Origin of the sequence: Peteryoungia rhizophila (assembly GCF_004912145.1) — a bacterium.
Taxonomy (GTDB): domain Bacteria; phylum Pseudomonadota; class Alphaproteobacteria; order Rhizobiales; family Rhizobiaceae; genus Allorhizobium; species Allorhizobium rhizophilum.
In genome coordinates this window covers 239,898-264,546 of record NZ_STGT01000003.1, presented here as the reverse complement: position 1 = coordinate 264,546, position 24,649 = coordinate 239,898, and the positions used below count along the sequence as shown (strand labels likewise).

Below are 24,649 nucleotides of genomic sequence, written 5' to 3'. Positions count from 1 at the left end.
TAAGGAACGCCGGTGCGACGCACCGGCGTGCAGGGACACGCCATGAATCTTTTCGCCGATTTCGAAATCCGGATCAAAGCAGCGCTCGACGAGATCGAGGCGGTGCGCGAGAAGCGCGACAGCCTCGACTTCAGCCGCATCGTCGTCGAGCCGCCGCGCGATGCGAGCCATGGCGATGCCGCGACCAATGCCGCCATGGTGCTTGCCAAGGGCATGGGCATGAACCCGCGGGCGCTCGCCGACCTGATCGGCGAGAAGCTCAAGCAGGATCCCGATATCGCCGAAGTGAACGTCGCCGGTCCGGGCTTCATCAATATCCGCCTCTCGGTCGCCTATTGGCAGCGGCTGCTCGCGGTCATGATCCGGGAGGGCACCGATTTCGGGCGCGCGACCGTCGGCGCCGGCCACAAGGTCAATGTCGAATATGTCTCCGCCAATCCGACAGGCCCTATGCATGTCGGCCATTGCCGTGGCGCCGTGGTGGGCGACACGCTTGCCAACCTGCTTGGTTTCGCTGGCTACGAGGTCACCAAGGAATACTACATCAACGACGCCGGAGCACAGATCGACGTCCTCGCGCGCTCTGCCTTCTTGCGGTATCGCGAGGCGCTGGGTGAGGATGTCGGCGATATCCCGGCGGGCCTCTATCCGGGCGATTATCTCGTTCCCGTCGGCAAGGCGTTGGCGGATGAATACGGCACCAAGCTCTACGGCATGCCGGAAGAGGATATGCTTGCCATCGTCAAGGAAAAGGCCATCGACGCGATGATGGTTATGATCCGTGACGATCTCGCCACGCTCAACGTGCACCATGACGTCTTCTTCTCCGAGCGCACGCTGCATGCCAATGGCGCGGCCAAGATCCGCACCGCAATCAACGATCTGACCTTCAAGGGCCATGTCTATCGCGGCACGCTGCCGCCGCCGAAGGGCCAACTGCCGGAAGACTGGGAAGACCGTGAGCAGACGCTGTTCCGCTCGACCGAAGTCGGTGACGACATCGACCGTCCGCTGATGAAGTCGGATGGCTCCTATACCTATTTTGCCGCCGACGTCGCCTACTTCAAGGACAAGTTCGATCGCGGCTTCTCCGAGATGATCTATGTGCTCGGCGCCGACCATGGCGGCTATGTGAAGCGGCTCGAAGCCGTCAACCGCGCCGTCTCCGAAGGCAAGTCGAAGCTGACCGTGCTGCTGTGCCAGCTCGTCAAGCTCTACCGCGACGGCGAGCCGGTGAAGATGTCGAAGCGTTCGGGTGACTTTGTGACGCTGCGGGAAGTGGTCGAGGAAGTCGGTCGCGATTCGGTGCGTTTCATGATGCTCTATCGGAAGAGTTCCGAGCCGCTCGACTTCGACTTCGCGAAGGTCACGGAACAGTCGAAGGACAACCCGGTCTTTTACGTGCAGTATGCCCATGCGCGCTGCATGTCGATCATGCGCCAGGCGAAGGAAGCGTTCCCGGGCCTCGAGATCGAGAAACTCGACCTTGCCGGTGCCATAATGGGACAGATCGAGGACCCGACGGAACTGTCGCTGATCGCGAAGCTTGCTGAATATCCGAGGATCATCGAGGCGGCAGCACTGTCGCAGGAGCCGCATCGTCTTGCATTTTACCTGCATGATCTGGCAAGCTCGCTCCATGCGCACTGGAATAAGGGCAAGGATTCGCCCGAATTACGCTTTGTTAACGATAAACATAGAGAATTAACCATCGCCAGGCTTGGGCTGGTGCATGCTGTCGCCTCCGTGTTGAAATCGGGACTGGCCATTACTGGCACCGAAGCTCCGGTCGAAATGCGATAGTATCGTCACCAATTCCCCACATTGCGCTGGCAGGCGTTGAGTCGCGTAAGTGAGTGGAACAGGGTATGGTACAGAAGCAGGCTGCAAACATGCGATCGCAGGGCGATGGTTTCGCGGATGATGATCCGTTGGCGGAACTCGCCCGCATTGTCGGGTTCGACCAGCCCCTGAAGCGCGAGCCTGTCGTGACGCTGCCACAGGCGCCGGACATGGGGTCAGCGGACTTCAATCTCGAAGACGAGCTGATGCGCGAGTTCGATGGCTATGAAGCCACGCCCGATCTCGCTTCCTATGCGCCTGGGCTCGAGGCGCCGGAGCCCGTGCTGCCGCGCCCTTCCGTCGTAGAAGCCTATGAGGCGCCGCGGCATCGTGAGGAGCCGAGCTTCGAACCAGAGGCCCCGAGCTATGTCGTGCCGGCTGCGGCACCAGATGTCACCTATGAGCCCGAGCATGTGGAATTCGTGGCAGCAGATGCCCCATCTGCTGACGTCTATGCGCCGATTGCGGATCCCTATGCCGCAGATTCGGTTCTGACCCCGGACCACGACGAAGTCCGCTTCGAGCCTATTGCAGAGCCTGAAGTCACCTTCGATCTCGCCGAAGAGTTGGAATTCGCGGTTGCGGATGCCGACATTCGCCCCGAGCCGGTTGCTGCGCCGTCGCGTCCGGTTCATCCGGAGCCGCCGCGCCTGCGTCTGCCGCTGGCCAATTTCTCCGCCCAGCCGGTGCGCCGCGCCGAGCCGCCGGTTGCCGTGCAGCCCCCGATGGAAGTGCCGGCCCTGGATCTTTCGAGATTCGACGCGCCGAGTGCTCCGTCCGTAGATGCGCCGCAGCCGCTCGGTGATCTCGACTTCGGCAAGCCGACCTTCGATTGGGCCTCGGGTCCCGTAGAGCCGATCCCGGCCGTTTCGTCTTCCGCTCCCGCAGTCGCGATGACACCGACACTTGTGTCGCAATTCGATCCCTTCGCGCTTGCAATGGATCCGCCTGTCGCGCCGGCGCCGACGCAAACGGCCCATCGCGTCGCTGATGATGAGCCCGATTTCGGCTTCGACTTCCTCGATGATCTCGCGTTCGAAGAGGATGCGCCTGTCGCTCCGAAGGTCGAGGAGCCGGTCGCACAACGTGCAGCCCCTGCTGTTTCCGAAGAGGATTTCGATCCCTTCGCCGATCAGGAATTCGAGCTGCAGCTGGATGAGATCGATCTTGATTTGTCCGATATCGATGTTGCGCCCGAACAAGCTCCGAGCCAGCCGGCGCCCGCCATTGTTGCCGCTGCGGCATCGGCTGCTCCGGTGTTCTCTGCTGCTCCCGCGCCGCAGGCCGGTCCGGAGCCGATGGTTGCGCCATCTTTTGCTGCTGCCCCGGTCGCGGCGAGTTTTGCTGCTGCTTTGACACCTTCCGTCTCTTCGTCCTACTCGGCGCCGATGACGCGCCCTGCGGCTGAAACCTATGCACCGGCTCCAGTACAGTCCTCGGTACCGGTTCGCTCTGCCGCTCCCATGGATGACAGCTTCGGCTTCGATCCCTCCGAGATTTCGGAGCAGGACGACCTGCTTGAAACCCTGAGCGGCATGGATGTGCCGGACGTGCCGGTGGCGGAAGCGCGCCCGGCCCAACCGGCCCAACCGGATTACGACATCGATATCGACGCCGAACTCGCGACACTCTTCGAAGAGCCCGTGGCACCGGCGCAGCCGAAGCCGGTTGCGGCCGGCCGGGTGTCTGCCGCACCGGTGACTGCCGCCCCGCAGGCAGCAACGCAGCCGCTCGAAGATTTCGATGCCTTCGAAAAGGCACTCGAAGAAGATCTCTTGACCACCATGTCTGCCTCTGGTCACTTCGAACCCGAAAGCCGTGGTCATATCACTATCGCCGGTGAAGGGCAGGGCTTCCGCTTCCGCCGCATCAAGCCCTATTTGATGGCCGGTACGGCCGTCGTCATGCTGCTCGCCGGCGCCGGCGGGCTTTATGCCTGGCTCGGCAGCGGTGCCGTCGGTTCGCTCTCCGGTGGTGAGCCGCAGGTGATCGCCGCCGACAAGACGCCTGTGAAGATCGTGCCTGAAAATCCCGGCGGAAAATCCGTTCCGAACCAGGACAAGGCCGTCTATGACCGCGTTGCGGGCAATGGCATCGAGGACCCCAAGCAGACGAGCCTGATTTCGTCCGAGGAACAGCCTGTCGATGTGGTGCAGCGCACCCTGATCCCTGAATCGCTGCCGATGGAAGGTGGGAACGAGGCGATGGCGACCCCGGTCGGAGAGACCGAGGATCCGCGCCTTCTGCCCGACGGCCAGCCGCAGCAGGCGGCCGCCGAGGACCCGGCGACAATCACGCCGCGCAGGGTTCGCACCATGATCGTCCGCCCTGATGGAACGCTGGTGGCACAGGAAGTGCCGGCCGAGCCTGCCCCGATCGAAACGTCAGTTGCAACGCCCGACCAGGTGACGGCTGCCACACCGGTTCTCGCACCACCGAGCGTGCCCTCTGCAAATGCAGTCGATACCGTCAGGACTGTCGATACCCGCGTGGTGACACCAGGTGGCCCCACCGAAGCCGCTGTTCCGGCAACAGTGCCAGCCGCTTCGGCTGACGCTGCTGCAGAATTGGCTGTGGCGACGCCGGAAACGATCGAAACCCTTTCGGCCGCGGATGTCGCCGCGACACCGGCTGCAACCGATCCGGGCGCACCGCGCGCGCCGATCCCGACGAGCCGCCCGGCCGATCAACCGGTCAACGTGGTCGGAACTGTCACCGATCAGGGCAACGTCCGTCCGGCGCAGTCGGCAGCGACCGCACCGGCTGAAGCGTCTACCGAAGTCGCCGCGGCGTCTCCGGCTGCTGCAACGCAGGCTCCCGCCGCCGCAGCGCCGGCTGGAAGTTTCGGCATCCAGATCGCCTCGCTGCCGTCGGAAGCCGACGCCCAGACGAGCTACCGCAACCTGTCTTCCAAGTTCGGCAACGTCCTCGGCGGCAAGCCTTGGGAAATCCGCCAGGCGGACATCCCCGGCAAGGGTACGTTCTATCGCGTCCGCGTGGTCGCAGGCTCCAAGGAACAGGCCGTGGCGCTGTGCGAACAGTATCGCTCGGCCGGTGGCAGTTGCCTCGTCTCGCGCTGAGACACAGCGTAGTTTTCAAACTTTTGAGAGGCGGAACCGCGTGTTCCGCCTCTTTTCTTGTGTATGAGCGCTTGACGCCGCCTTCCGGTCCCTTCGGCTTTTTCCTCCCCCTCGATATGGTCTTCCCATGACAGCACGATCCCGTCCCGCCAAAGCCATGATCCTCGGTTGCCTCGGCCAGCGCCTGACCGCTGACGAAAAGGCCTTCTATCGCGATGAACAGCCCTGGGGTTTCATCCTTTTCGGCCGCAATATCGGCGAGGCCGCGCAGGTGAAGGATCTGGTCGCGGAAATGCGTGAAACGGTCGGTGGCGGGGCGAATGTGCCCGTGCTGATCGACCAGGAGGGCGGGCGCGTGCAGCGGATCCGCGAGCCGATTGCGCCGCGCTATCCCTCCGGCGCCGATCTCGGTGCGCTCTATGACCAGGATGCGGAGAAGGGGCTGCGCGCAACTTGGCTGATGTCGCGCCTGCATGCCTTCGACCTCTATCGTCTTGGCATCAATGTCGACTGCCTGCCCGTGCTCGACGTGCCGATCGAAGGTGCCTCCAATGTCATCGGCAACCGGGCCTATTCCAACGAGCCACACGTGGTCGCAAAGATGGGTCAGGCTGCAGCCGATGGGCTCAAGGCTGGCGGTGTTCTCCCCGTCATGAAGCATATCCCGGGCCATGGTCGCGGCATGGCCGACAGCCACCATGAACTGCCCGTCGTCACCGTGCCGCGCGCCGAACTCGAGGCGCATGACTTCGTGCCGTTCAAGGCGCTGGCCCACGAGCTCATGGGCATGAGCTGCCATGTCGTATATACCGACATCGACCCGGATCATCCCGCCTCGACATCACGCATCGTGACCGAGGAAATTATCCGCAAAGCGATCGGCTTCGAGGGCTTGCTGATGTCCGACGATATTTCGATGAATGCGCTTGAGGGGACGATCGGCGAGCGCGCGGTGCGGATCGCCGCGACGCTCGATGTCATCCTGCATTGCCACGGCCATATGGACGAGATGAAAGCGGTGGCATCCGCCGTCTCCGATCTGTCCGGCCGGGCGCGTGAGCGGGCCGACGCGGTCGAAGCGGCTTTCGTTGCTCCCGACATTGCTGACGAGCAGGCGCTGCGTGACGAATTCGCCAACCTGATGGCGGTGGCCTGATGGTGCGTGGCCCCGTCCAGCCGACGATCCTCAACCGGCCCTCGCAAGGGGAAACGCCGGTACCGACGCCGATGGACAGCCTCTGGCAGGACAATGCAGAGGAGCGGGCCGCGAGCGATCCGGCACTGCTGATCGATGTGGCGGGCTTCGAAGGCCCGCTCGATCTTCTGCTTTTCCTCGCCCGCAACCAGAAGGTCGACCTCGCCCGCATTTCCGTGCTGGCACTGGCCGAGCAATATCTGCTTTTCATCGAAAGCGCCCGGCGCATCCGGATCGAGCTGGCCGCCGACTACCTCGTCATGGCGGCCTGGCTCGCCTACTTGAAATCGCGCCTGCTCATTCCGCAGCAGCCGAAGGACGATGGTCCCTCAGGCGAGGAAATGGCGCAGACGCTCGCCTTCCGCCTGAAGCGGCTGGAAGCCATGCGCGAGGCCGCGAGCCGGTTGATCAACCGCAATCGCCTCGGCCGTGACGTCCATGCCCGCGGTGCACCGGAACACGTTCCCTCTCGGGCCGTCAGCGCCTACGAGGCTTCGCTCTACGACCTTCTGACGGCCTATGCGTCACTCCGTCAGCGCCAGGCGATCACCCAGGTGACGATCGAGAGGCGGCGTGTCTGGTCGCTGTCGGATGCGCGCGGCATCCTGACCCGGATGATCGGCGAGATCACCGACTGGACCGCACTTGACCATTTTTTGTTGCGCTATCTGCCGAGCCCCGAGGATCGGGTGACGGCGATCGCGAGCTCATTTGCAGCATCCCTTGAACTGGTGCGGGAAGGGCGGCTCGAAATCCGCCAGGAAGGTGCCTTTCAGCCGATCTACATGCGCAGCGGCCCGAGGGCCGAAGCCCTGAAATCGGTGGAGTGAGGCTGACATGGCCGATGTCGACGATCTCGAGCCGGAAGACGGTGTGGACGCGGAGGAGAGCGGTCATGCCGCATCTCTGCGTGCCGAACTCGACTGGCGTGAAGCGCTGCGCATCGCCGAAGCGCTCGTCTTTGCCTCGGCCCAGCCGGTCTCGACCACTTTTATCGAAGAGCGTCTGCCGCGTGGCATTGTCGCCACGGAGATCCTGCATCAGTTGAAGGAGGATTATGCCGCCCGCGGTGTGAACCTCGTTCAGGTCGACGACCATTGGGCGTTCCGTACAGCCGCGGATCTCTCCTTCGCCATCCGCAACGACGAGGCCGAGGTCAAGAAGCTCTCGCGTGCCGCCCTCGAAGTGCTGGCGATCATTGCCTATCACCAGCCGGTCACGCGCGCCGAGATCGAGGACATCAGAGGCGTGCAGACGTCCAAAGGCACGCTCGACGTGTTGATGGAAGCAGGCTGGGTGCGGTTTCGCGGGCGCCGCCGTTCGCCTGGACGACCGGTGACATTAGGCACGACCCGTGACTTCCTCGACCATTTCGGCCTGGAGGAACTGCGCGATCTTCCCGGTCTCGAAGAGTTGAAGGGGGCAGGGCTGCTCTCCGGCCGCATCCCGGCGAACTTCAATATTCCCCTTCCCATGGGCCATGACGAGCTCAGCGAAGAGGAAGATCCGATCACCCAGCTGGATCTCGAAGAGCTCGGCCTCTTGACTCCGGGCGGTGAAGCAGAGGAATAGGGTCAGCTTTTTCAATGGTGACCGGTTCCGCCGGCTCGTCTGCAGTCATTGCGGCCGCAACGATCCGGATGTACCGCGCGGACGGCAGAATGAACCCAGCGAAGACCCAGCATGGAGACGGCCAGCGCACGGCGGGCGTGACCTTTGCTGCGCGCCTGACCTTTCAGGACATTCAACACAGCTATCACGGCAAGGATACGATCCGCGGTGTTTCGTTGACGGCGGAGCCGGGCGAGGTGCTTTGCCTACTCGGTCCGTCCGGATCCGGCAAGACGACGCTGCTCAGGATCGCCGCCGGCATCGAAGCGCAGACCTCCGGTCGGGTTGTGATCAATGACCGCGAAGTCGCCGGACCCCGGACCTTCCTGCCGCCGGAAAAGCGTGGCATTGGGCTGATGTTCCAGGACTTTGCCCTCTTCCCCCATATGTGCGTGCTCGACAATGTGCGCTTCGGCCTGACTGCACTGCCGCGCAAGGAGGCTATGGCCGAGGCGATGGTGGCACTCGAGCGCGTCGGTCTCGCCCACTATGCCGAAAAGTTCCCGCATGCCCTGTCGGGCGGCGAGCAGCAGCGTGTGGCGCTGGCGAGAGCGCTGGCACCCCGTCCCAGCGTTCTCCTGATGGATGAGCCCTTCTCCGGTCTCGATTCGCGGCTGAAAGACACTGTGCGGGCCGACACGCTTGCAATTCTTCGTGAGACCCGCGCGACCGCGGTCGTCGTCACCCATGATGCTGAAGAGGCGATGCGCATGGCCGACCGCATTGCGCTCCTGAGGAATGGCCGTCTCGTCCAGGTTGGCACTTCGGACGATCTCTATCGCCGACCGAACGACATCTTCGCGGCCGCATTCTTTTCTGAAATCAACGAGTTCGCCGGCCGCGTGCGTGGTGGACGGGTGGAAACGCCGCTTGGCGCGGCCGAAGCCGGCCATATCGCTGAAGGCACCGAGGTCGAAATTGCGGTTCGCCTGTCTGATCTTGCCGTGCGCGACAGCGGCGGCAGCATTCCGGCCCGCATCATTGCACGACGTTTTCTCGGCGTCGTCGAACTGCTCGATCTCGCAGTGCCCGGCACGGAGCGACCCGTCCGCGCCCGCATCCGGGCCGATATCCTGTCAGCGGGTGTGCGTGATGTCACGATTGCGGTTGAGCCCAAAGACATTTTGGTGTTTGAAAAGACACCGGAAAGCCCCTACATCGGGGAAACGAAAATCTAAGGAGTGGCAGGCATGGGTTCGTTTAGCATTTGGCACTGGATCATCGTTCTGGCGATCGTCCTGCTTCTCTTCGGCCGCGGCAAGATCCCGGAGCTGATGGGCGACGTCGCCAAGGGCATCAAAAGCTTCAAGAAGGGCATCAGCGAAGAGGACGAGAGCGAGAAGCAGACCGCCTCGAACACCCCGGCCCAGCCGACTGTGACGAAGACGGTCGATCACAAGGCCGACGAGGTGAAGTGATCGGCATCCGCCGATTGGACGGGCGGCTCTTCGGGCTGCCCGTTCTTCGTTGAAGTAGTGGAAGACCGGCGCCCGTTTCGAGGCGCCCTGGGTGGCATCAGGAGCCCGTTTGCATGCTGGATATAGGCTGGACCGAGCTGTTGGTGGTCGCCGTGATCCTGATCGTGGTCGTGGGTCCCAAGGACCTGCCGCCAATGATCCGGGCATTCGGCAAGATGACCAAGCGTCTGCGGCAGACCGCCGGCGAATTTCGCTCCCAGTTCGACGAGGCGCTGCGTGAAGCCGAACTCGATGACCTGAAGAGCACGGTCAACGATATCCGTTCACTCAATCCGACCAATTCGATCCGCGAGACCCTGAACCCGCTGCGTCAGATGGGCCAGGAGATCAAGTCGGATCTGGAGCGCTCCACGCGCCCCCAGAGCAAGCCTGCGCCGCAGGACGACGGTTATGAAGAGAATTCCATATTGCCGGACGTGCCGCTCGGCCTCGGCGAGGTTCCGGACGCGCTGAAGCCGCCCGTAGTCTCCGCCGCGCAACCTGCAGCTCCCGCGGCGGCAGCCCCAGTCACGAGCCCGGCGACCTCGGCACCAGCAGCGCCGGCTCCGGTCGCCGTCAAGAAGGCACCCAGCCGCAAGCCCGCCGCGAAGGCCGTTGCTCCGACAAAGGCTGCCCCTAAATCTGCGAAAGCAGCACCTGTAGCCGCTGTTGCCCCGGTCACCGCGAAACCTGCGGCGACGAAGCCCAGGGCTGCTGCTGGCAAGTCGACGGCCACGAAGCTAGCCCCGGCTGATAAGGCCACTGCCAAGCCGGCACCCAAGGCACGCAAGCCCAAGAGTGAGGACCGCGCATGAGCGGCGAAACTGACGACAAGCCCCAGCCGCTGATCGAGCATCTCATCGAACTGCGGTCGCGCCTCATCTGGGCGCTGGGCGCATTCTTCCTTGCCTTCATCGTCTGCTTCTACTTCGCCAAGCCGCTCTTCAACATGCTGGTCGTGCCCTATAAATGGGCCGTGTCCTGGGCGGGGATGGATTTGAGCAAGGCGGAGCTCATCTATACGGCGCCCCAGGAGTTCTTTTTCACCCAGGTGAAGGTCGCCGCCTTCGGCGCCATGGTCATCGCCTTCCCGGTGATCGCCTCGCAGATCTACAAGTTCGTGGCGCCCGGTCTCTACAAGAACGAGCGCGCCGCCTTTCTGCCTTTCCTCGTGGCCTCGCCGTTGCTCTTCCTGCTCGGCGCGTCACTCGTCTATTTCTTCTTCACGCCCATGGTGATGTGGTTCTTCCTCGCCATGCAGCAGAGCCCGGGCGAAGGAGAGGTGGCGATCTCGCTCTTGCCCAAGGTTTCCGAATATCTCAGCCTGATCATGACGCTGGTCTTTTCTTTCGGCCTCGTGTTCCAGCTGCCCGTCATCACCACGCTTCTGGCACGCGTCGGCATCCTGGACAGCCAGTGGCTGGCGGACAAGCGCAAGTATTTCATCGTCGTTGCCTTCGTCGTCGCCGCAGTCCTGACACCGCCGGATCCGCTCTCCCAGATCGGTCTTGCACTGCCGACGATCCTTCTCTACGAGGTGGCTATCTACGCGGCGCGACTCGTCGAGAAGAGCCGTGCCAAGTCGGCAGACGAGGCAGCGCTCGCCGAGGCTTCGGCGGCTGACGAGACCTGAGACGGCGGCAAGCCATCTCGCCGCGCCACAACCCATCAAGACATGGGGCCGGACATGGCCGCCGGCCACTCCGCTCCCGGTCGAAGCACAAGACCTGGAACGACGATGCTCGATATCAAGTGGATCCGTGAAAACCCCGAGGCCTTCGATGCCGCACTCGCCAAGCGCGGTGCCGAGCCGCTGTCCGCCTCGCTGATCGCGCTCGACCAGAAGCGGCGTGCGGTGGCTCAGGCGATGCAGGACATGCAGTCGCGCCGCAACAGCGCCTCCAAGGACATCGGCGCCGCCATGGCGCAGAAAAACATGGAGCTCGCCGAAAAGCTGAAGGCGGAAGTGGCTTCGCTGAAGGACACGCTGCCGGCTGCCGAAGAGGAAGAGCGCCAGCTCACATCAGAGCTCAACGACGCCCTGTCGCGCATACCCAACATTCCGCATGACGACGTGCCGGTGGGCAAGGACGAGCACGACAATGTGGTTGCCCGGGTCGTCGGCGAGAAGCCGACCTGGAACCACAAGCCGTTCGAGCACTACGAAATCGGCGAAAACCTCGGCTACATGGATTTCGAGCGCGCGGCCAAGCTCTCCGGCGCACGTTTCACCGTGTTGACGAGCCAATTGGCCCGACTCGAGCGCGCGCTTGGTCAGTTCATGCTCGACCTGCACACGAGCGAGCACGGCTATACTGAAGTGTCTTCGCCGCTGATGGTGCGCGACGACGCCATGTATGGCACCGGACAGCTGCCGAAGTTCGCCGAGGACCTGTTCAAGACGACCGACGGCCGCTGGCTGATCCCGACCGCCGAGGTGACCCTGACCAACCTCGTCGCTGGCGAAATCCTCGACCAGGAAAAGCTGCCGCTGCGTTTCACGGCGCTCACTCCGTCCTTCCGCTCGGAAGCCGGTTCGGCCGGCCGCGACACCCGTGGCATGCTGCGCCAGCACCAGTTCTGGAAATGCGAACTGGTTTCGATCACCGACGCCGAAAGCTCGATGGCCGAGCACGAGCGCATGACGGCCTGTGCCGAAGAAGTGCTGAAGCGCCTCGGCCTGCATTTCCGCACCATGACGCTCTGCACCGGCGACATGGGCTTCAGCGCCCGCAAGACCTATGACCTGGAAGTCTGGCTACCCGGGCAGAACACCTACCGAGAAATCTCCTCCTGCTCCGTCTGCGGCGATTTCCAGGGCCGTCGTATGAACGCCCGCTACCGCAACAAGGACGGCAAGGGCACGACTTTCGTGCACACGCTGAACGGTTCGGGAACGGCCGTCGGCCGCTGCCTGATCGCGGTCATGGAAAACTACCTGAACGAGGACGGTTCGATCACCGTGCCGGACGTGCTCCTGCCCTATATGGGCGGCATCAAGAAAATCGAGAAGGCGGCCTGATCACGCCGCGACCGGAGTGACCATGCGTATCCTGCTGACGAATGATGACGGTATCCACGCTCCGGGGCTCGGCGCCCTGGAGCGCATCGCCCGTAGCCTCTCCGACGATGTCTGGATCGTGGCGCCCGAGACCGACCAGAGCGGCCTTGCCCATTCGCTGACCCTGTCGGAGCCCCTGCGTCTGCGGGAACTCGGAGAGCAGAAGTTCGCCCTGCGCGGCACGCCGACGGATTGCGTCATCATGGCGATCCGCAAGGTGCTCGACCGCAAGCCGGATCTGGTTCTCTCAGGGGTCAATGCCGGTGCGAACCTCGCTGATGATGTCACTTATTCGGGAACGGTTGCGGGCGCGATCGAGGGAACGGTGCACGGCATCCGCTCCTTCGCGCTGAGCCAGGCCTATAGCTACGAAGCCGGTGCACCGATCCCGTGGCATGTCGCCGAGGCGCTGGCACCGGATCTCCTGAAGAAGCTGTCCTCGGTGGATCTCCCACCCGGCACCTTCCTCAACCTCAATTTCCCGAACTGCGAACCGGCGGACGTGCAGGGCATCGACGTCACCTCGCAGGGCAAGCTCGATTTCGGCCTCTCGGTCGAGGAGCGTCAGGATGGCCGTGGGCTTCCCTATTTCTGGCTCCGGTTTGGCGACCGCAAGGGCAATTTCCGCGCCGGCACGGATATCAATGCGCTGCGTGAGCACAGGATTTCGGTCACGCCGCTGAAACTCGACATGACGGATTACACGGTCCAGGACATTGTCGCCGCAGCCCTCGTCGAGGGAGGCACGGCTTGAGGTCGGCACTTGTCGAGCGTGAAGGCTTCGCGGCCCTCGTCCTGCGGCTACGTGCCGAAGGCATCACCGATCTCGACCTGTTGACGGCCGTCGAACAGACGCCGCGCTCGACCTTCGTTCCTCCGGAGTTCGCCCAGAGCGCTTATTCGACCCGCTCTATCCCCATCGAATGCGGGCAGTTCATGGAAGGGGCGGATCTGTCGGTTCGGCTGCTGTCGCATCTCCAGGTGAAGCCCGGGCACCGCGTCCTCGAGATCGGCACGGGAAGTGGCTTTCTCACGGCCGTTATCGGCCGGCTCGCCGAACGGGTCGTCTCGATCGAGCGCTACAAGACGCTGCTCGCGGCGGCACAGCGCCGGCTCGAGCAGCTTGCGATCCGCAATGTCATCCTGCGTCAGGTGGACGGGTCGAACGGCTTGGCCGGCGAGGGGACCTTCGACCGGATCGTGTCGACCGCAGCCTATCCGGTGATGCCGCGCTTCTACGCCGAACAACTGGTTTCCGGTGGCATGCTGCTCGTGCCTCTGATGGTGGACGAGGAGCGGTGCATCATGGTGCGCCTGACCAAGACAGGCAGCCGTTTCGAACGGGAAGATCTCTTCGAGGTCCCGTTCCTGCCGCTGCAGCCGAAGATCGCCCAGCACCTCTGAGCTTCGATCTTTCGCGTCGGTGTCGAACCGCTGCAGGGCCTGCGTACACGCGTCTCCGATGCATCAATTATATGCGCTTGGGCGAATTCGTTCACAATGAATCCACGGGGTTAACTGACCGGTAATACTAACGCGCTTTAATGAACCCATATCAAGTTGCGTCATATGTGGGTCGAGTCATGCGTAAAAATGTATCGCCGAAAGCTGGGTTGCCATTCGCTCGTTTGTGCGGTGCGCTCCTCCTGGCCGGTACTGCAGCCGGTTGCAGTTCGGATGCCTCGCGTTTCAGCTCGGTCTTCTCCACGGACAGTCTGACGACAGCGTCCATCCCTCGTCAGTCCGCCATGCGCGGTCAGCCGCCCGTTCCCGCCGAAAGCATCGGCAATGGTGGTGGCATGTATGGTCAGAACCAGGCCATGGCCCAGCCAATGCCGGCGAGCCCCGCTTATGAGCAGCCGGTATCGGCCCGTGCCGCCAGCACCCCTGCATCCGTCCAGCGATCCGAACTCGCCGCACCCTCGGGCATGGCCCAGGCGCCGGTACCCAACAACAATTCCGAGCGTGCAGCAGCACTTTCGCAGCCTTTCCCTTCCGCACCCCAGCAGGGCGGTCAGGTGGCGATGGCAAATCCTGGCCAGGTATTGGCGGAGCCGCGCAGCACCGGCACCACGCCGAAGCAGGGTGGATGGTCGACGGCGGGCGCTGCCCGCGTGACGCTGCGCCCCGGCGAAACCATTGCGACGCTCGCAGATCGTTACGGCGTGCCGCAAAACGAACTGCTCAAGGCCAATGGTCTGACCCAGCCGACCGACGCGGCCCCGGGTCAACTCGTCATCATCCCGACCTTTGGTGGTCCGAATGCCGCCCGCGCTGCAGCCGACGCGTCCGGTTTGCCGACCGATGGCCGCAAGCCGGTCCTGCCGGGCGACCAGCAGCAGAACGTCGCAGTCCTGCCGAATGCTCCGAACTCTCGCGAAAAGCAGCAGGTCTCGGCCTCGGCCGCAACCGGCAAGGCCACGGCAGGTGAAGGTGCAGGTTCCTACATCGTCAAGCCCGGCGATTCGCTTGTGCGTATCGCCAAGGCGAACGGCGTCTCGGTCGATGACCTCAAGAAGGCAAATGGCCTGACGACGGGCAATATCCGCATCGGCCAGGCCCTGGTGGTCCCGGCAAGGGGTGCGAACCCGGCGCCAGTCGCTCAGGTGGCTGCGGCTCCGACTGCCGACCCGGTCAAGACCGCGTCGGTTCCGGCCAATGGCCAGCCCGCCGGCTATACGGCGCCGGCCGCCAACAAGTCGGTCACCGAGGTCGCCGCCGTCAAGTCTGAAACCGCAGCCCCCGAGATGACGGGCATCGGCAAGTATCGCTGGCCGGCCCGCGGTGCCGTGATCGCCAATTTCGGCTCCAATATCGACGGCAAGCGCAGCGACGGCATCGCGATTTCCGTGCCGCAGGGCACGCCGGTCAAGGCTGCCGAAAACGGTGTGGTCATCTATGCGGGCAACGGCCTGAAGGAACTCGGCAATACGGTTCTCGTTCGCCACGACGACGGCAAGGTCACCGTCTACGGCCATGCCGATACGCTCTCGGTCCAGCGTGGCCAGAAGGTCCAGCGCGGCCAGACGATCGCGACGTCAGGCATGACCGGCAACGTCAAGCGTCCGATGCTGCATTTCGAAGTCCGCAAGGATGCAGCCCCGGTCAACCCGATCACTTTCCTGGAATAGTGTTTTGCGTACCAGGATACTGAAAAGGCCCGGAGCTCGCGCTCCGGGCCTTTTTTGCGTGTGCAGTGTCAAGTGTCGGCTCAATGCCGGTCGGTAGAGATCCGCAGTCGACCTGCGAGGTCCTGGATATATTGCCAGGCGACGCGGCCGGAGCGCCCGCCGCGGGTGGTGGCCCACTCCAGTGCCTCGTGATGCAGTTGCGCGCGCGGCAGCGGCAGTTCGAAATGTGCTGCATAGCCATCGATCATCGTCAGGTATTCGTCCTGGCTGCATTTGTGGAAGCCGAGCCACAGGCCGAAGCGATCCGAGAGCGAGACCTTCTCCTCCACCGCCTCGGATGGGTTGATGGCCGTCGACTGCTCGTTCTCCATCATGTGACGGGGCAGGAGGTGGCGGCGGTTCGAGGTCGCGTAGAAGAGCACATTGTCCGGTCGTCCCTCGACGCCGCCATCGAGCGCCGCCTTCAGCGACTTGTAGGCCGTGTCGTCATGGTCGAAGGAGAGATCGTCGCAGAAGACGACGATCCGATGCGGGGCGTCCTTGATGATGTCGAGCAGGGCAGGGAGGGTGGAGATGTCTTCCCTGTGAACCTCGACCAGTTTCAGCGAGATGCCATTCGTTTTGACGATGTCCGCATGGACGGCCTTGACCAGCGAGGACTTGCCCATGCCGCGCGCACCCCAGAGCAGCACGTTGTTGGCCGGAAATCCCTCGGCGAAACGCAGCGTGTTTTCATGCAGGATGTCCCGCACATGATCGACGCCGCGGATGAGGCCGAGTTCGACGCGGTTGGGACGCTTGACCGGCTGAAGATGCAGCCGGTGCGGAGCCCAGACGAAACAATCCGCCGCATGCCAGTCGTTGACGGCGGGCGCAGGTCCCGCAAGCCGCTCCACGGCGTCGGCGAGACGCTTCACTTCGGCCAGAAGTGCCGCCACGGTCTGATCGGCCATCGTCATCCTCCTCGTCGTCTGCTGCGGCTGTTCGAGCCTGTTGCCGGGCGGTATCACGCAGAATTGCGGGCAGAAAGGGTGGGGGGCTGGAAAATGGTACGCTGCGGTGCTGTTTCTGTTGCATTCATGGGGTCTCTCACTATATTCCGGCCACCTGACGAGGGGGCCGTGTGGCTCCTCCACTTGGATTCAATGGGAGTTTTACATGATTATCACACAGGCCTTTGCCCAGGACGGCGGCGCTGCTTCGAGCGCCATGGGTTCCGGATTTGAGATGCTGCTGCTCTTCGCACCTCTGATGGTGGTCTGGTATTTCTTCCTTATCCGCCCGCAGCGCACGCAGATGAAGAAGCGTGAAGAAACCCTGTCTTCGATTCGTCGCGGCGACCAGGTCATCATGGGTGGCGGTATCGTCGCCAAGGTGACCAAGGTCATCGACGACAAGGAGCTCGAAGTCGAAATCGCCGAAGGCGTGAAGGTTCGTGCCATGCGCCAGTACGTGGCGGAAGTCCGCGTCAAGGGTGAGCCGGTCAAGGCCGAGACCGCCGCCTGATCCTGCAGGGCCGGCCTCGTGCCGGCCTTTGTCATTTTCCGTTGCCTTAATCCGAGAGTTCCATGCTTTACATTTCTCGCTGGAAGACATTGTTCATCTGGTCGGTCGTCGCGCTCGGCGTCCTGGTTGCCCTGCCCAATGCCTTCACGGACGAGGAACTGGAAGCATTTCCCTCCTGGTTCCCCACCCACAAGATAACGCTGGGCCTCGACCTCCAGGGCGGCTCGCATATCATGCTGAAGCTGGAGCGCCAGGATATCGTCAAGGAACGCCTTGAGACGATCGTCGGTGACGTGCGCTCGCAACTGCGCGATGCCGGTATCCGCTACACGGGCCTTTCCGGCGTCGGCCAGCAGATCCAGGTGCGCATCACGGACGCCGACAAGATCCCCGCCGCCATCGAAGCGCTGCGCACCCTGACCGATCCCGTCAGCGTCGGTGGCCTGACCGGCGGCACGGTGAACGAAGTTGCCGTCGAACAGGCCGAAGATGGGCTGCTGCGGCTTTCGCTGACCGACGAGGGCATCGATTACCGTGTTTCGTCCGCGCTGACGCAATCGATGGAAGTGGTTCGCCGCCGCGTCGACGAACTCGGTACCACCGAGCCGTTGATCCAGCGTCAGGGCGATGACCGCATCATCGTACAGGTGCCGGGTCTGACCGATCCGCAGCGCCTGAAGGCGCTTCTCAACCAGACTGCGAAGCTTTCCTTCCACATGGTGGATACCAGCATGCCGGCAACGGAGGCGATCAACAATCGCCCGCCGCCGCAGTCGGAAGTGCTGTATTCGACGGATGATCCGGTTATTCCTTACCTGATCGAGCGTCGCGCGCTGATTTCCGGCGAAAATCTCGTCGATGCGCAGGCCTCATTCGACCAGCGCACCAACGAACCTGTCGTCAGCTTCCGCTTCGACAGCCGTGGCGCCCAGCGCTTTGCGCAGGCCACTCAGGAAAATGTGGGTCGTCCGTTTGCCATCGTTCTCGACCAGCAGGTCATTTCGGCGCCCGTCATCCGGGAGCCGATCATCGGCGGCTCGGGCCAGATTTCCGGCAACTTCTCCGTCGAAGGCGCAAACGACCTTGCAGTCCTTCTCCGCGCCGGTGCCCTGCCGGCGACATTGACCGTCGTCGAGGAACGCACCGTCGGTCCTGGCCTCGGACAGGATTCGATCAATGCCGGCGTGACCGCCAGCATCATCGGCGGCGTCGCGGTCGTCTTCTTCATGCTCGCCTTCTATGGCACTTTCGGCATCCTGGCGAACATCGCGCTGGCGGCCAACATCGCTATGATCCTCGCGGCACTGTCGCTGATCGGCTCCACGCTGACGCTGCCCGGTATCGCCGGTATCGTGCTCACCATGGGCATGGCGGTCGACTCCAACGTTCTGATCTATGAGCGTATCCGTGAGGAAGCGCGCAATGGCAGACCTTTGGTCCAGGCGATCGATGTCGGCTTCAAGAAAGCCTTCGCGACTATCGTCGATGCCAACCTGACGACGCTGATTGCAGCCGTTGTCCTGTTCTTCCTCGGCTCCGGACCTGTCCGTGGTTTTGCCGTGACGTTGTCGATCGGTATCGTCACCACCGTCTTCACGGCCTTCACGCTGACTTTCTGGCTGATGGCCTTCTGGTATCGCTGGAAGCGCCCCAAGCACATGCCCAAAAGCGTGCGCACCGGCTTCTTCGACAATCGCAACATCCGCTTCATGGCGGCGCGCAAGTTCAACTTTGGATTGGCCATGGTGATTTCCGTGGCGTCGCTCGTCGGCTTCGCGACGGTCGGCATGAATCTCGGCATCGACTTCAAGGGTGGTTCGATCATCGAGGTCCAGGCGCGCGACGGAACGGCTGATCTCTCCGATATCCGCGATCGCCTCAGCCAGTTGAACCTCGGAGAAGTCCAGGCGCAGGGCTTCGGTGATGACGCAAGCGCGCTCATTCGCCTGCAGGCGCAGGACGGTGGCGAGAATGCCGAGCAATCGGCCCTGACCAAGGTCCGCGGCGAGCTGGAAGCCGAATACGACTTCCGCCGCGTCGAGGTGGTGGGCCCGTCCGTGTCGAGCGATCTCACCTATTCGGCAACGATCGGTGTGGCGGCAGCGCTTTTCGGCATCCTGATCTACATCTGGTTCCGATTTGAGTGGCAATTTGCCTTGGGTGCGATCATCGCGACCTTGCACGACGTCGTGTTCACGATCGGCCTCTTCGTCGTGACGGGCATCGAATTCAACCTCACCAGTATCGCGGCGATCCTGACGATCATCGGTTACTCGTTGAACGACACGGTCGTCGTGTATGACCGGATGCGCGAAAACCTCAGACGCTACAAGAAGATGCCGCTGGAAGTCTTGATCGACGAATCGATCAATCAGACGCTATCGCGCACGGTGCTGACGGCGGGAAGTACGATCCTTGCCCTTGGCGCTCTCTATCTCTTCGGCGGCGAGGTCATCGCCTCGTTCACCTTCGCCATGCTCGCAGGCGTCCTGATCGGCACCTTCTCGTCGATCTACATCGCCGGCCCGATCCTGATCGCCTTCAAGCTGCGTCCGGAAAACTTCCAGCGGGACGAGACGGAAGTCGAAAAGGTACCGGCCAAGGCCGGGGCCTGACCGATGGTGTTCGGCTTCGGAGACAAGGGCATCACCATCCGTGATGCCCATTTTCCCGGTCGGCCCGGCATTGATTCCTATGGCAATGGCGGCTTTCGCTTCGCCGACATGTCACATCGCGGTTCGCTTCTTTTGCTTCCGTCCGGTGTCTATGGCTGGGAGCAGACGGAAGACGACCCGCTGACCGAGGCCTCGCTGTCACGCGCATTTGCCGAAACCGGGATCGAATTTCTGATTCTCGGAACCGGCCGCCAGATGCGTCTCGTCGATCCGGATCTTCGGGCAGCGCTGAAGGCAAAGGGCATCGCCACCGACCCGATGGGAACCGGCGCCGCCATCCGCACGTATAATATCATGCTGGCCGAGCAGCGCCCGGTCGCAGCCGCGCTCATCGCGGTCTGACCCGCCCCCGGAAAGGTACATCGTGAGCGAGAGCCCGTCGGCCAATGAGGCGCTTTGCCTTCAGGCGTTGCGTGAGACGGACCGGGACCGCTATCTAGCGGCTCTGCTGACTCCCGCCGACCGGCGCGCGGCGATCGTGGCGCTCTACGCATACAATGCCGAACTCGCGCGTGTGCGCGATCTGGTCCGCGAGCCCTTGCCCGGTGAAGTGCGCCTGCAATACTGGCGTGATCTGCTGGAAGGTGCCGCCCACGGCGAGACGGCGGCCAATCCTGTCGCCGCGGAATTGCTGCGTGCTGTTCAGGCCTGGCGCCTGCCGATCGCACCGCTGGTCGCGATGGCGGACGCCCGGATCTTTGACCTCTATGACGATCCGATGGAAACCACCGGCATGTTCGAAGGTTATGCCGGTGAGACGGCCGCGGCGCTGATCCAGCTCGCCTGCCTCGTGCTGGATGCGGAAGCCGCCGAACGGGCGGCGGACGTCGTTGGGCATGCCGGTGTAGCACTCGCGGTCGCCGGTGCCATTCTGTTGATGCCGATCCACAGGGCTCGGGGGCAAGTTTATATGCCGACGCAGATCCTCGCTTCCGCCGGTCTCGATTGCGAGACCTTTCTGGCTGCGGGGAACGACGACCGACTGAACGCCGCCATCCAGGCCTTCGCCGGTTTCGGCCTCGATCACCTGCGCAAGGCGCGTGCCGCCGGGCAACTGCCGAAAGGCCTGCTGCCGGCATTTCTCCCTGTCACCCTGGCCGAGCCGGTTCTGAAACGAGCCGCAAAGACAGGGGCAGCGTGTCTGACTGCGGATATCCGCCCGCCACAATGGCGGCGTCAGCTCGCCATGATGCGGCTGCTGCTCACCGGGAAACCTTGACGTTTTCGATGCGAAGATGTCCGAGCCGTGGCGACGCCACGCTCACGCAAGGCTCGTCTGTTAGCTGCCTTTGCGATAGAGTATGTGTCGAAGGAGGCGAGAGCGGATCATGGTGACTTGGGGTATCGTCTTTGCGCTCATCCTGGCACTTGCCTATTTCTCCTCGCGCATGGTGCGGCAGGAGGACGATGGATTTCAGGACGCCGGCCTCGCCATCCTCGAATTCGGCCGCGCCTTTCCGCAGGAGGCGATCCGCAGCCTGCATGCCACGGCGGACGGCAAGGGCGTCTTCGTGCGCCTGCACGACAACAAGGCGGGCTTCATGCGCAGCATGCGCAACCACTTTGCCTGCCATTTGATCGAACCCGGTACCGTGCGCGTCCGACCCCTGCCCAGCGGCAGAGGCTTTGCGGTTGAGTTCCTCGACGCGCCCTTCCACAACGGCGAGTTCACTTTCGTGAATGCGGGCATCGCCGCTGAAGTCTCGTTGTGGCTGCTCGGAAATTATGTCGGCCATGCCGACCTGGCGCCGGAAACGGTGTCCGGCGCCAGCGGCTGACGCTGCCGTCAGACAGCGCCCAGCCAGGCCTTGCAGTCGGCCAGCGCGCGTGCCGCCACCAGCTGACGTTTCATGATCGTCTTGTCCTTGCCGCGGAAGCGCTTGACGCCCTCCGGCTTGACGATCGAGCCCGGTTCTAGCTCCGGGAAAAGCCCGAAATTGATGTTCATCGGCTGGAACGAGCGCTTGCCCGGCTCTTCGTCCGAGACGATATGGCCGCCGGTGATGTGGTTCAGCAAAGAGCCGAGCGCGGTCGTGGCTGGCGGAACGCTGATCGTCTCGCCCTTGCGCTGGGCTGCTGCGAATCGACCCGCGAGAAGCCCGATCGAGGCGCTTTCGACATAACCCTCGCAGCCGGTGATCTGGCCGGCAAAGCGAAGGCCAGGGCGGGCCTTCAGCTGCAGGCTTTGGTCAAGCAAGGTCGGAGAGTGGATATAGGTGTTGCGGTGCAGGCCGCCGAGGCGGGCGAATTCCGCGTTCTCAAGCCCCGGGATCATCCGGAAGATCTCAGCCTGGGCTCCATACTTCAACTTCGTCTGGAAGCCGACCATGTTGTAGAGTGTGCCGAGCGCATTGTCCTGGCGCAGCTGCACGACGGCGTAAGCCTTGACGGTGGGGTTATGGGCATTGGTCAGGCCCATCGGCTTCATCGGCCCGTGGCGCAGTGTCTCGCGGCCGCGCTCGGCCATGACCTCAATCGGCAGGCAGCCATCGAAATAGGGCGTGCCTTCCCATTCCTTGAAGCCGACGGCATCGCCTTCGATCAGGGCGTCGATGAAGGCATTGTACTGCGTCTCGTCGAGCGGGCAGTTGATGTAGTCCTTGCCCGTACCGCCGGGACCGACCTTGTCGTAGCGCGACTGGAACCAGCAGATGTCCATATTGATGCTGTCAGTATGCACGATCGGCGCGATGGCATCGAAGAAAGCGAGCGCATCCTTGCCGGTCTTTTCGCGGATGGCTTCGGCAAGCGCCGGCGAAGTCAGCGGCCCGGTTGCGATAACAGCGAGATCCCAGTCTTCGGGCGGAAGGCCGGTCACTTCCTCGCGCTCAACGGTGATCAGGGGATGCTGGTGGATTGCGGCCGTCACGGCCTCGGAAAAGCCGTCGCGGTCGACCGCAAGCGCACCACCGGCGGGCACCTGGTGCTTGTCGGCGCAGGCCATGATCAGCGAGCCTGCAAGCCGCATCTCGGCATGGATGACGCCGACGGCATTTGCAGTGGCGTCGTCCGAGCGGAAGGAATTGGAGCAGACCAGTTCGGCAAGGCCGTCGGTCTTGTGCGCATCCGTGCCACGCACACCGCGCATTTCGTGCAGGATGACCGGGACTCCGGCCTCTGCCGCCTGCCAAGCTGCCTCCGAGCCTGCAAGGCCGCCGCCGATGATGTGAATGGGGGGAAGGGTACTGTTCGTCATGGGCGGCTCCATATCACGGCTGGTGGCGCAAGGTCCATCGGCTGCGGAGCGGCTGGTCACGGGCGGCGATCACATTCCCGATGCACGAATCAAAAACGGCACCATGCGGTGCCGTTTAACAGGCTGCTGTACGCAGGATCCGATTAACGGAACGAGCGTGCAGCGATGTTGCGGATTTCGTAGCGGGTGACGCCGATGTCGTTCAGGGTCTGGGAAGAAAGGTTGCCCAGTTCGTTCATCGTGCGGCGGTAGCTCATCCAGTTCTTGGCAATGCGGATCGGGTTCATGGTCGTTTCCTCGGGGTAGATCCTGGCTGATCTTGCGGTCTTTCCCGCATCAGCTGTTGGTGCTCTTATACGCCTGTAAAACAAGATTGTGCAGTGCAAATAATGTGCGACTGCTATGCGTTTGTGCATGGGGTTGCCGTGTTAAGCAGCAGTGCCGATGCGCTGGTCAAAAACGCGCCAGGCGTTAATGCCTGTTTACGAACGCAGAAAAGCCCGCAAAAGCGGGCTTTTCGAGTGATTCCCATCTGCGCTTCTGGGGATCAGACAGGCTTGACGAGAATGTGCTTCTTCTTGCCCAGTGAAAGCTTGATCACGCCATCTGCCGTGACCTCTGCCGTGCCGACAGACATGCGCTCGTCGGAGACGCCGGCATCGTTGATCTTCACCGCGCCACCCTGGACGTGACGACGGGCTTCGCCGTTTGAGGCGGCGAGACCGGCCTTGACGATCAGTCCGAGCAGGCCGATGCCGGCCTCGAGTTCGCTGGCAGCGACCTCCACGGTCGGCAGCGTGTCGGCGAGCGCTCCTTCCTCGAAAGTCTTGCGCGCGGTTTCGGCAGCCTGTTCAGCCGCGTCCCGGCCATGCAGCAGCGTCGTCACTTCGGTAGCAAGGATCTTCTTCGCTTCGTTGATCTCCGAGCCGCCGAGCGCTGCAAGGCGTGCGATCTCGTCCATCGGCAGGATGGTGAAGAGCTTGAGGAAGCGCACGACATCGGCATCCTCGGTGTTGCGCCAGTACTGCCAGAAGTCATAGACCGGCAGCAGGTCGGCGTTCAGCCAGACGGCACCCGAGGCCGACTTGCCCATCTTGGCGCCCGAGGACGTGGTGAGCAGCGGTGCGGTCAGCGCATAGAGCTGCGGCGTGCCCATGCGGTGGCCGAGATCGATACCGTTGATGATGTTGCCCCACTGGTCGGAACCACCCATCTGCAGGCGGCAGTCATAACGCTGGTTCAGCTCGACGAAGTCATAGGCCTGGAGGATCATGTAGTTAAATTCCAGGAAGGACAACGACTGCTCGCGATCAAGCCGCGTCTTGACGCTGTCGAAGGACAGCATGCGGTTGACCGAGAAATGCCGGCCGACGTCACGCAGGAATTCGAGGTAGTTGAGGCCACGCAGCCATTCCGCATTGTTGACCATCAGGGCGCCGCCCTTCGGCCCCTGGCCGTAGTCGAGATAATTGGCAAAGCAGGTCTTGATCGAGGCAATGTTCTCCTCGATCGTCTCGATCGTCATCAGCTTGCGGGCTTCCTCCTTGAAGGAGGGGTCGCCGACCATACCGGTGCCACCACCCATCAGCGAAACCGGCTGGTGGCCGGTGACCTGGAACCAGCGCAGCATCATGATCTGCATTAGATGGCCGACATGGAGCGAAGATGCCGTCGGATCATAACCGATATAGGCCGTCACGCTTTCCTTGGCGAGCAGGTCGTCGAGCCCCGTTTCATCGGACATCTGATGAATGAAGCCGCGCTCGGAGAGGATGCGGAGGAAATCGGACTTGAACTTCGTCATGACGCTGTTGCTTTCGGTTTCTCTGGTCTTTCGATGGTAATCTTGGAAATCCGCGCGGGCTTTAGCATTGTTTTTTGAATTGTGCACCCGT

The 24,649-nt window shown here is 62.9% G+C and carries 22 protein-coding genes; 18 read left to right on the top strand and 4 right to left on the bottom strand.

The genetic code is table 11. The features are described from left to right. Positions 1 to 42 precede the first annotated feature (42 nt). From argS to E9677_RS12180, 13 genes are all read left to right on the top strand, one after another. Entirely contained in the window at positions 43 to 1,803 is a 1,761-nt protein-coding gene (gene argS, locus E9677_RS12240; protein ID WP_136558388.1) for an arginine--tRNA ligase, read from the top strand. Between the two features lie 65 nt (positions 1,804 to 1,868). Next, positions 1,869 to 4,922 (top strand): SPOR domain-containing protein, encoded by a 3,054-nt coding sequence (locus E9677_RS12235; protein WP_136558387.1) that lies wholly within the window; start codon positions 1,869 to 1,871, stop codon positions 4,920 to 4,922. A gap of 127 nt (positions 4,923 to 5,049) precedes the next feature. Beyond that, on the top strand, positions 5,050 to 6,078 hold the full coding sequence (gene nagZ / locus E9677_RS12230) for a beta-N-acetylhexosaminidase (RefSeq protein WP_168801198.1): 1,029 nt from the start codon (positions 5,050 to 5,052) through the stop codon (positions 6,076 to 6,078). 71 nt (positions 6,079 to 6,149) lie between these two features. Then, a complete protein-coding gene (locus E9677_RS12225) occupies positions 6,150 to 6,947 on the top strand; it encodes a segregation and condensation protein A (protein ID WP_136559045.1) in 798 nt (265 codons plus the stop codon). Positions 6,948 to 6,954: 7 nt separating this feature from the next. Continuing rightward, a complete protein-coding gene (gene scpB / locus E9677_RS12220) occupies positions 6,955 to 7,689 on the top strand; it encodes an SMC-Scp complex subunit ScpB (RefSeq protein ID WP_136558386.1) in 735 nt (244 codons plus the stop codon). Between the two features lie 89 nt (positions 7,690 to 7,778). Further along, on the top strand, positions 7,779 to 8,906 hold the full coding sequence (locus E9677_RS12215) for an ABC transporter ATP-binding protein (protein WP_136558385.1): 1,128 nt from the start codon (positions 7,779 to 7,781) through the stop codon (positions 8,904 to 8,906). A gap of 12 nt (positions 8,907 to 8,918) precedes the next feature. Next, entirely contained in the window at positions 8,919 to 9,146 is a 228-nt protein-coding gene (locus E9677_RS12210; RefSeq protein ID WP_136558384.1) for a twin-arginine translocase TatA/TatE family subunit, read from the top strand. A 113-nt stretch (positions 9,147 to 9,259) separates the two neighbouring features. Beyond that, positions 9,260 to 10,000 carry a Sec-independent protein translocase protein TatB gene (gene tatB / locus E9677_RS12205; RefSeq protein ID WP_136558383.1) on the top strand — a complete coding sequence of 247 codons (741 nt, stop codon included), beginning with the start codon at positions 9,260 to 9,262 and terminating at the stop codon, positions 9,998 to 10,000. After that, positions 9,997 to 10,818: a twin-arginine translocase subunit TatC gene (gene tatC / locus E9677_RS12200; RefSeq protein ID WP_136558382.1), complete on the top strand. Its 822-nt coding sequence runs from the start codon at positions 9,997 to 9,999 to the stop codon at positions 10,816 to 10,818. The genes tatB and tatC overlap by 4 nt, the downstream gene beginning before the upstream one ends. A gap of 105 nt (positions 10,819 to 10,923) precedes the next feature. After that, on the top strand, positions 10,924 to 12,207 hold the full coding sequence (gene serS / locus E9677_RS12195; RefSeq protein WP_136558381.1) for a serine--tRNA ligase: 1,284 nt from the start codon (positions 10,924 to 10,926) through the stop codon (positions 12,205 to 12,207). 22 nt (positions 12,208 to 12,229) lie between these two features. After that, positions 12,230 to 13,000 carry a 5'/3'-nucleotidase SurE gene (gene surE / locus E9677_RS12190; protein ID WP_136558380.1) on the top strand — a complete coding sequence of 257 codons (771 nt, stop codon included), beginning with the start codon at positions 12,230 to 12,232 and terminating at the stop codon, positions 12,998 to 13,000. Beyond that, positions 12,997 to 13,650 (top strand): protein-L-isoaspartate(D-aspartate) O-methyltransferase, encoded by a 654-nt coding sequence (locus E9677_RS12185; RefSeq protein WP_136558379.1) that lies wholly within the window; start codon positions 12,997 to 12,999, stop codon positions 13,648 to 13,650. Before surE ends, E9677_RS12185 begins: the two co-directional genes overlap by 4 nt. 179 nt (positions 13,651 to 13,829) lie before the next feature. Continuing rightward, positions 13,830 to 15,377, top strand: coding sequence for a peptidoglycan DD-metalloendopeptidase family protein (locus tag E9677_RS12180; protein WP_136558378.1), 1,548 nt, complete (start codon positions 13,830 to 13,832; stop codon positions 15,375 to 15,377). An 80-nt stretch (positions 15,378 to 15,457) separates the two neighbouring features. On the opposite strand, the gene E9677_RS12175 is transcribed toward E9677_RS12180, so the two are convergent. Beyond that, on the bottom strand, positions 15,458 to 16,330 hold the full coding sequence (locus E9677_RS12175) for an ATP-binding protein (protein ID WP_136558377.1): 873 nt from the start codon (positions 16,328 to 16,330) through the stop codon (positions 15,458 to 15,460). A 205-nt stretch (positions 16,331 to 16,535) separates the two neighbouring features. Between E9677_RS12175 and yajC the strand changes: the two genes are divergently transcribed. From yajC to E9677_RS12150, 5 genes are all read left to right on the top strand, one after another. Continuing rightward, positions 16,536 to 16,883 (top strand): preprotein translocase subunit YajC, encoded by a 348-nt coding sequence (yajC, locus tag E9677_RS12170; protein ID WP_136558376.1) that lies wholly within the window; start codon positions 16,536 to 16,538, stop codon positions 16,881 to 16,883. Between the two features lie 62 nt (positions 16,884 to 16,945). Beyond that, entirely contained in the window at positions 16,946 to 19,498 is a 2,553-nt protein-coding gene (secDF, locus tag E9677_RS12165) for a protein translocase subunit SecDF (RefSeq protein WP_136558375.1), read from the top strand. Positions 19,499 to 19,501: 3 nt separating this feature from the next. Continuing rightward, positions 19,502 to 19,900: an Mth938-like domain-containing protein gene (locus tag E9677_RS12160; protein ID WP_136558374.1), complete on the top strand. Its 399-nt coding sequence runs from the start codon at positions 19,502 to 19,504 to the stop codon at positions 19,898 to 19,900. A 22-nt stretch (positions 19,901 to 19,922) separates the two neighbouring features. Then, the gene (locus tag E9677_RS12155) at positions 19,923 to 20,777 is read left to right on the top strand and encodes a phytoene/squalene synthase family protein (protein ID WP_205910136.1); all 855 of its coding nucleotides are present in this window, start codon (positions 19,923 to 19,925) and stop codon (positions 20,775 to 20,777) included. Positions 20,778 to 20,886: 109 nt separating this feature from the next. After that, positions 20,887 to 21,336 carry a hypothetical protein gene (locus E9677_RS12150; RefSeq protein ID WP_136558372.1) on the top strand — a complete coding sequence of 150 codons (450 nt, stop codon included), beginning with the start codon at positions 20,887 to 20,889 and terminating at the stop codon, positions 21,334 to 21,336. Positions 21,337 to 21,344: 8 nt separating this feature from the next. Here the strand turns inward: E9677_RS12150 and trmFO are convergent, their stop codons facing one another. The 3 genes from trmFO to tyrS all read right to left on the bottom strand — a co-directional run bounded on the left by trmFO (position 21,345) and on the right by tyrS (position 24,558). After that, positions 21,345 to 22,754, bottom strand: a complete 1,410-nt coding sequence (trmFO, locus tag E9677_RS12145; RefSeq protein WP_136558371.1) for a methylenetetrahydrofolate--tRNA-(uracil(54)-C(5))-methyltransferase (FADH(2)-oxidizing) TrmFO — start codon at positions 22,752 to 22,754, stop codon at positions 21,345 to 21,347. Between the two features lie 143 nt (positions 22,755 to 22,897). Beyond that, positions 22,898 to 23,041 (bottom strand): DUF1127 domain-containing protein, encoded by a 144-nt coding sequence (locus E9677_RS12140; protein WP_136558370.1) that lies wholly within the window; start codon positions 23,039 to 23,041, stop codon positions 22,898 to 22,900. A gap of 260 nt (positions 23,042 to 23,301) precedes the next feature. Beyond that, a complete protein-coding gene (gene tyrS, locus E9677_RS12135; RefSeq protein ID WP_136558369.1) occupies positions 23,302 to 24,558 on the bottom strand; it encodes a tyrosine--tRNA ligase in 1,257 nt (418 codons plus the stop codon). Positions 24,559 to 24,649: the final 91 nt, after the last annotated feature.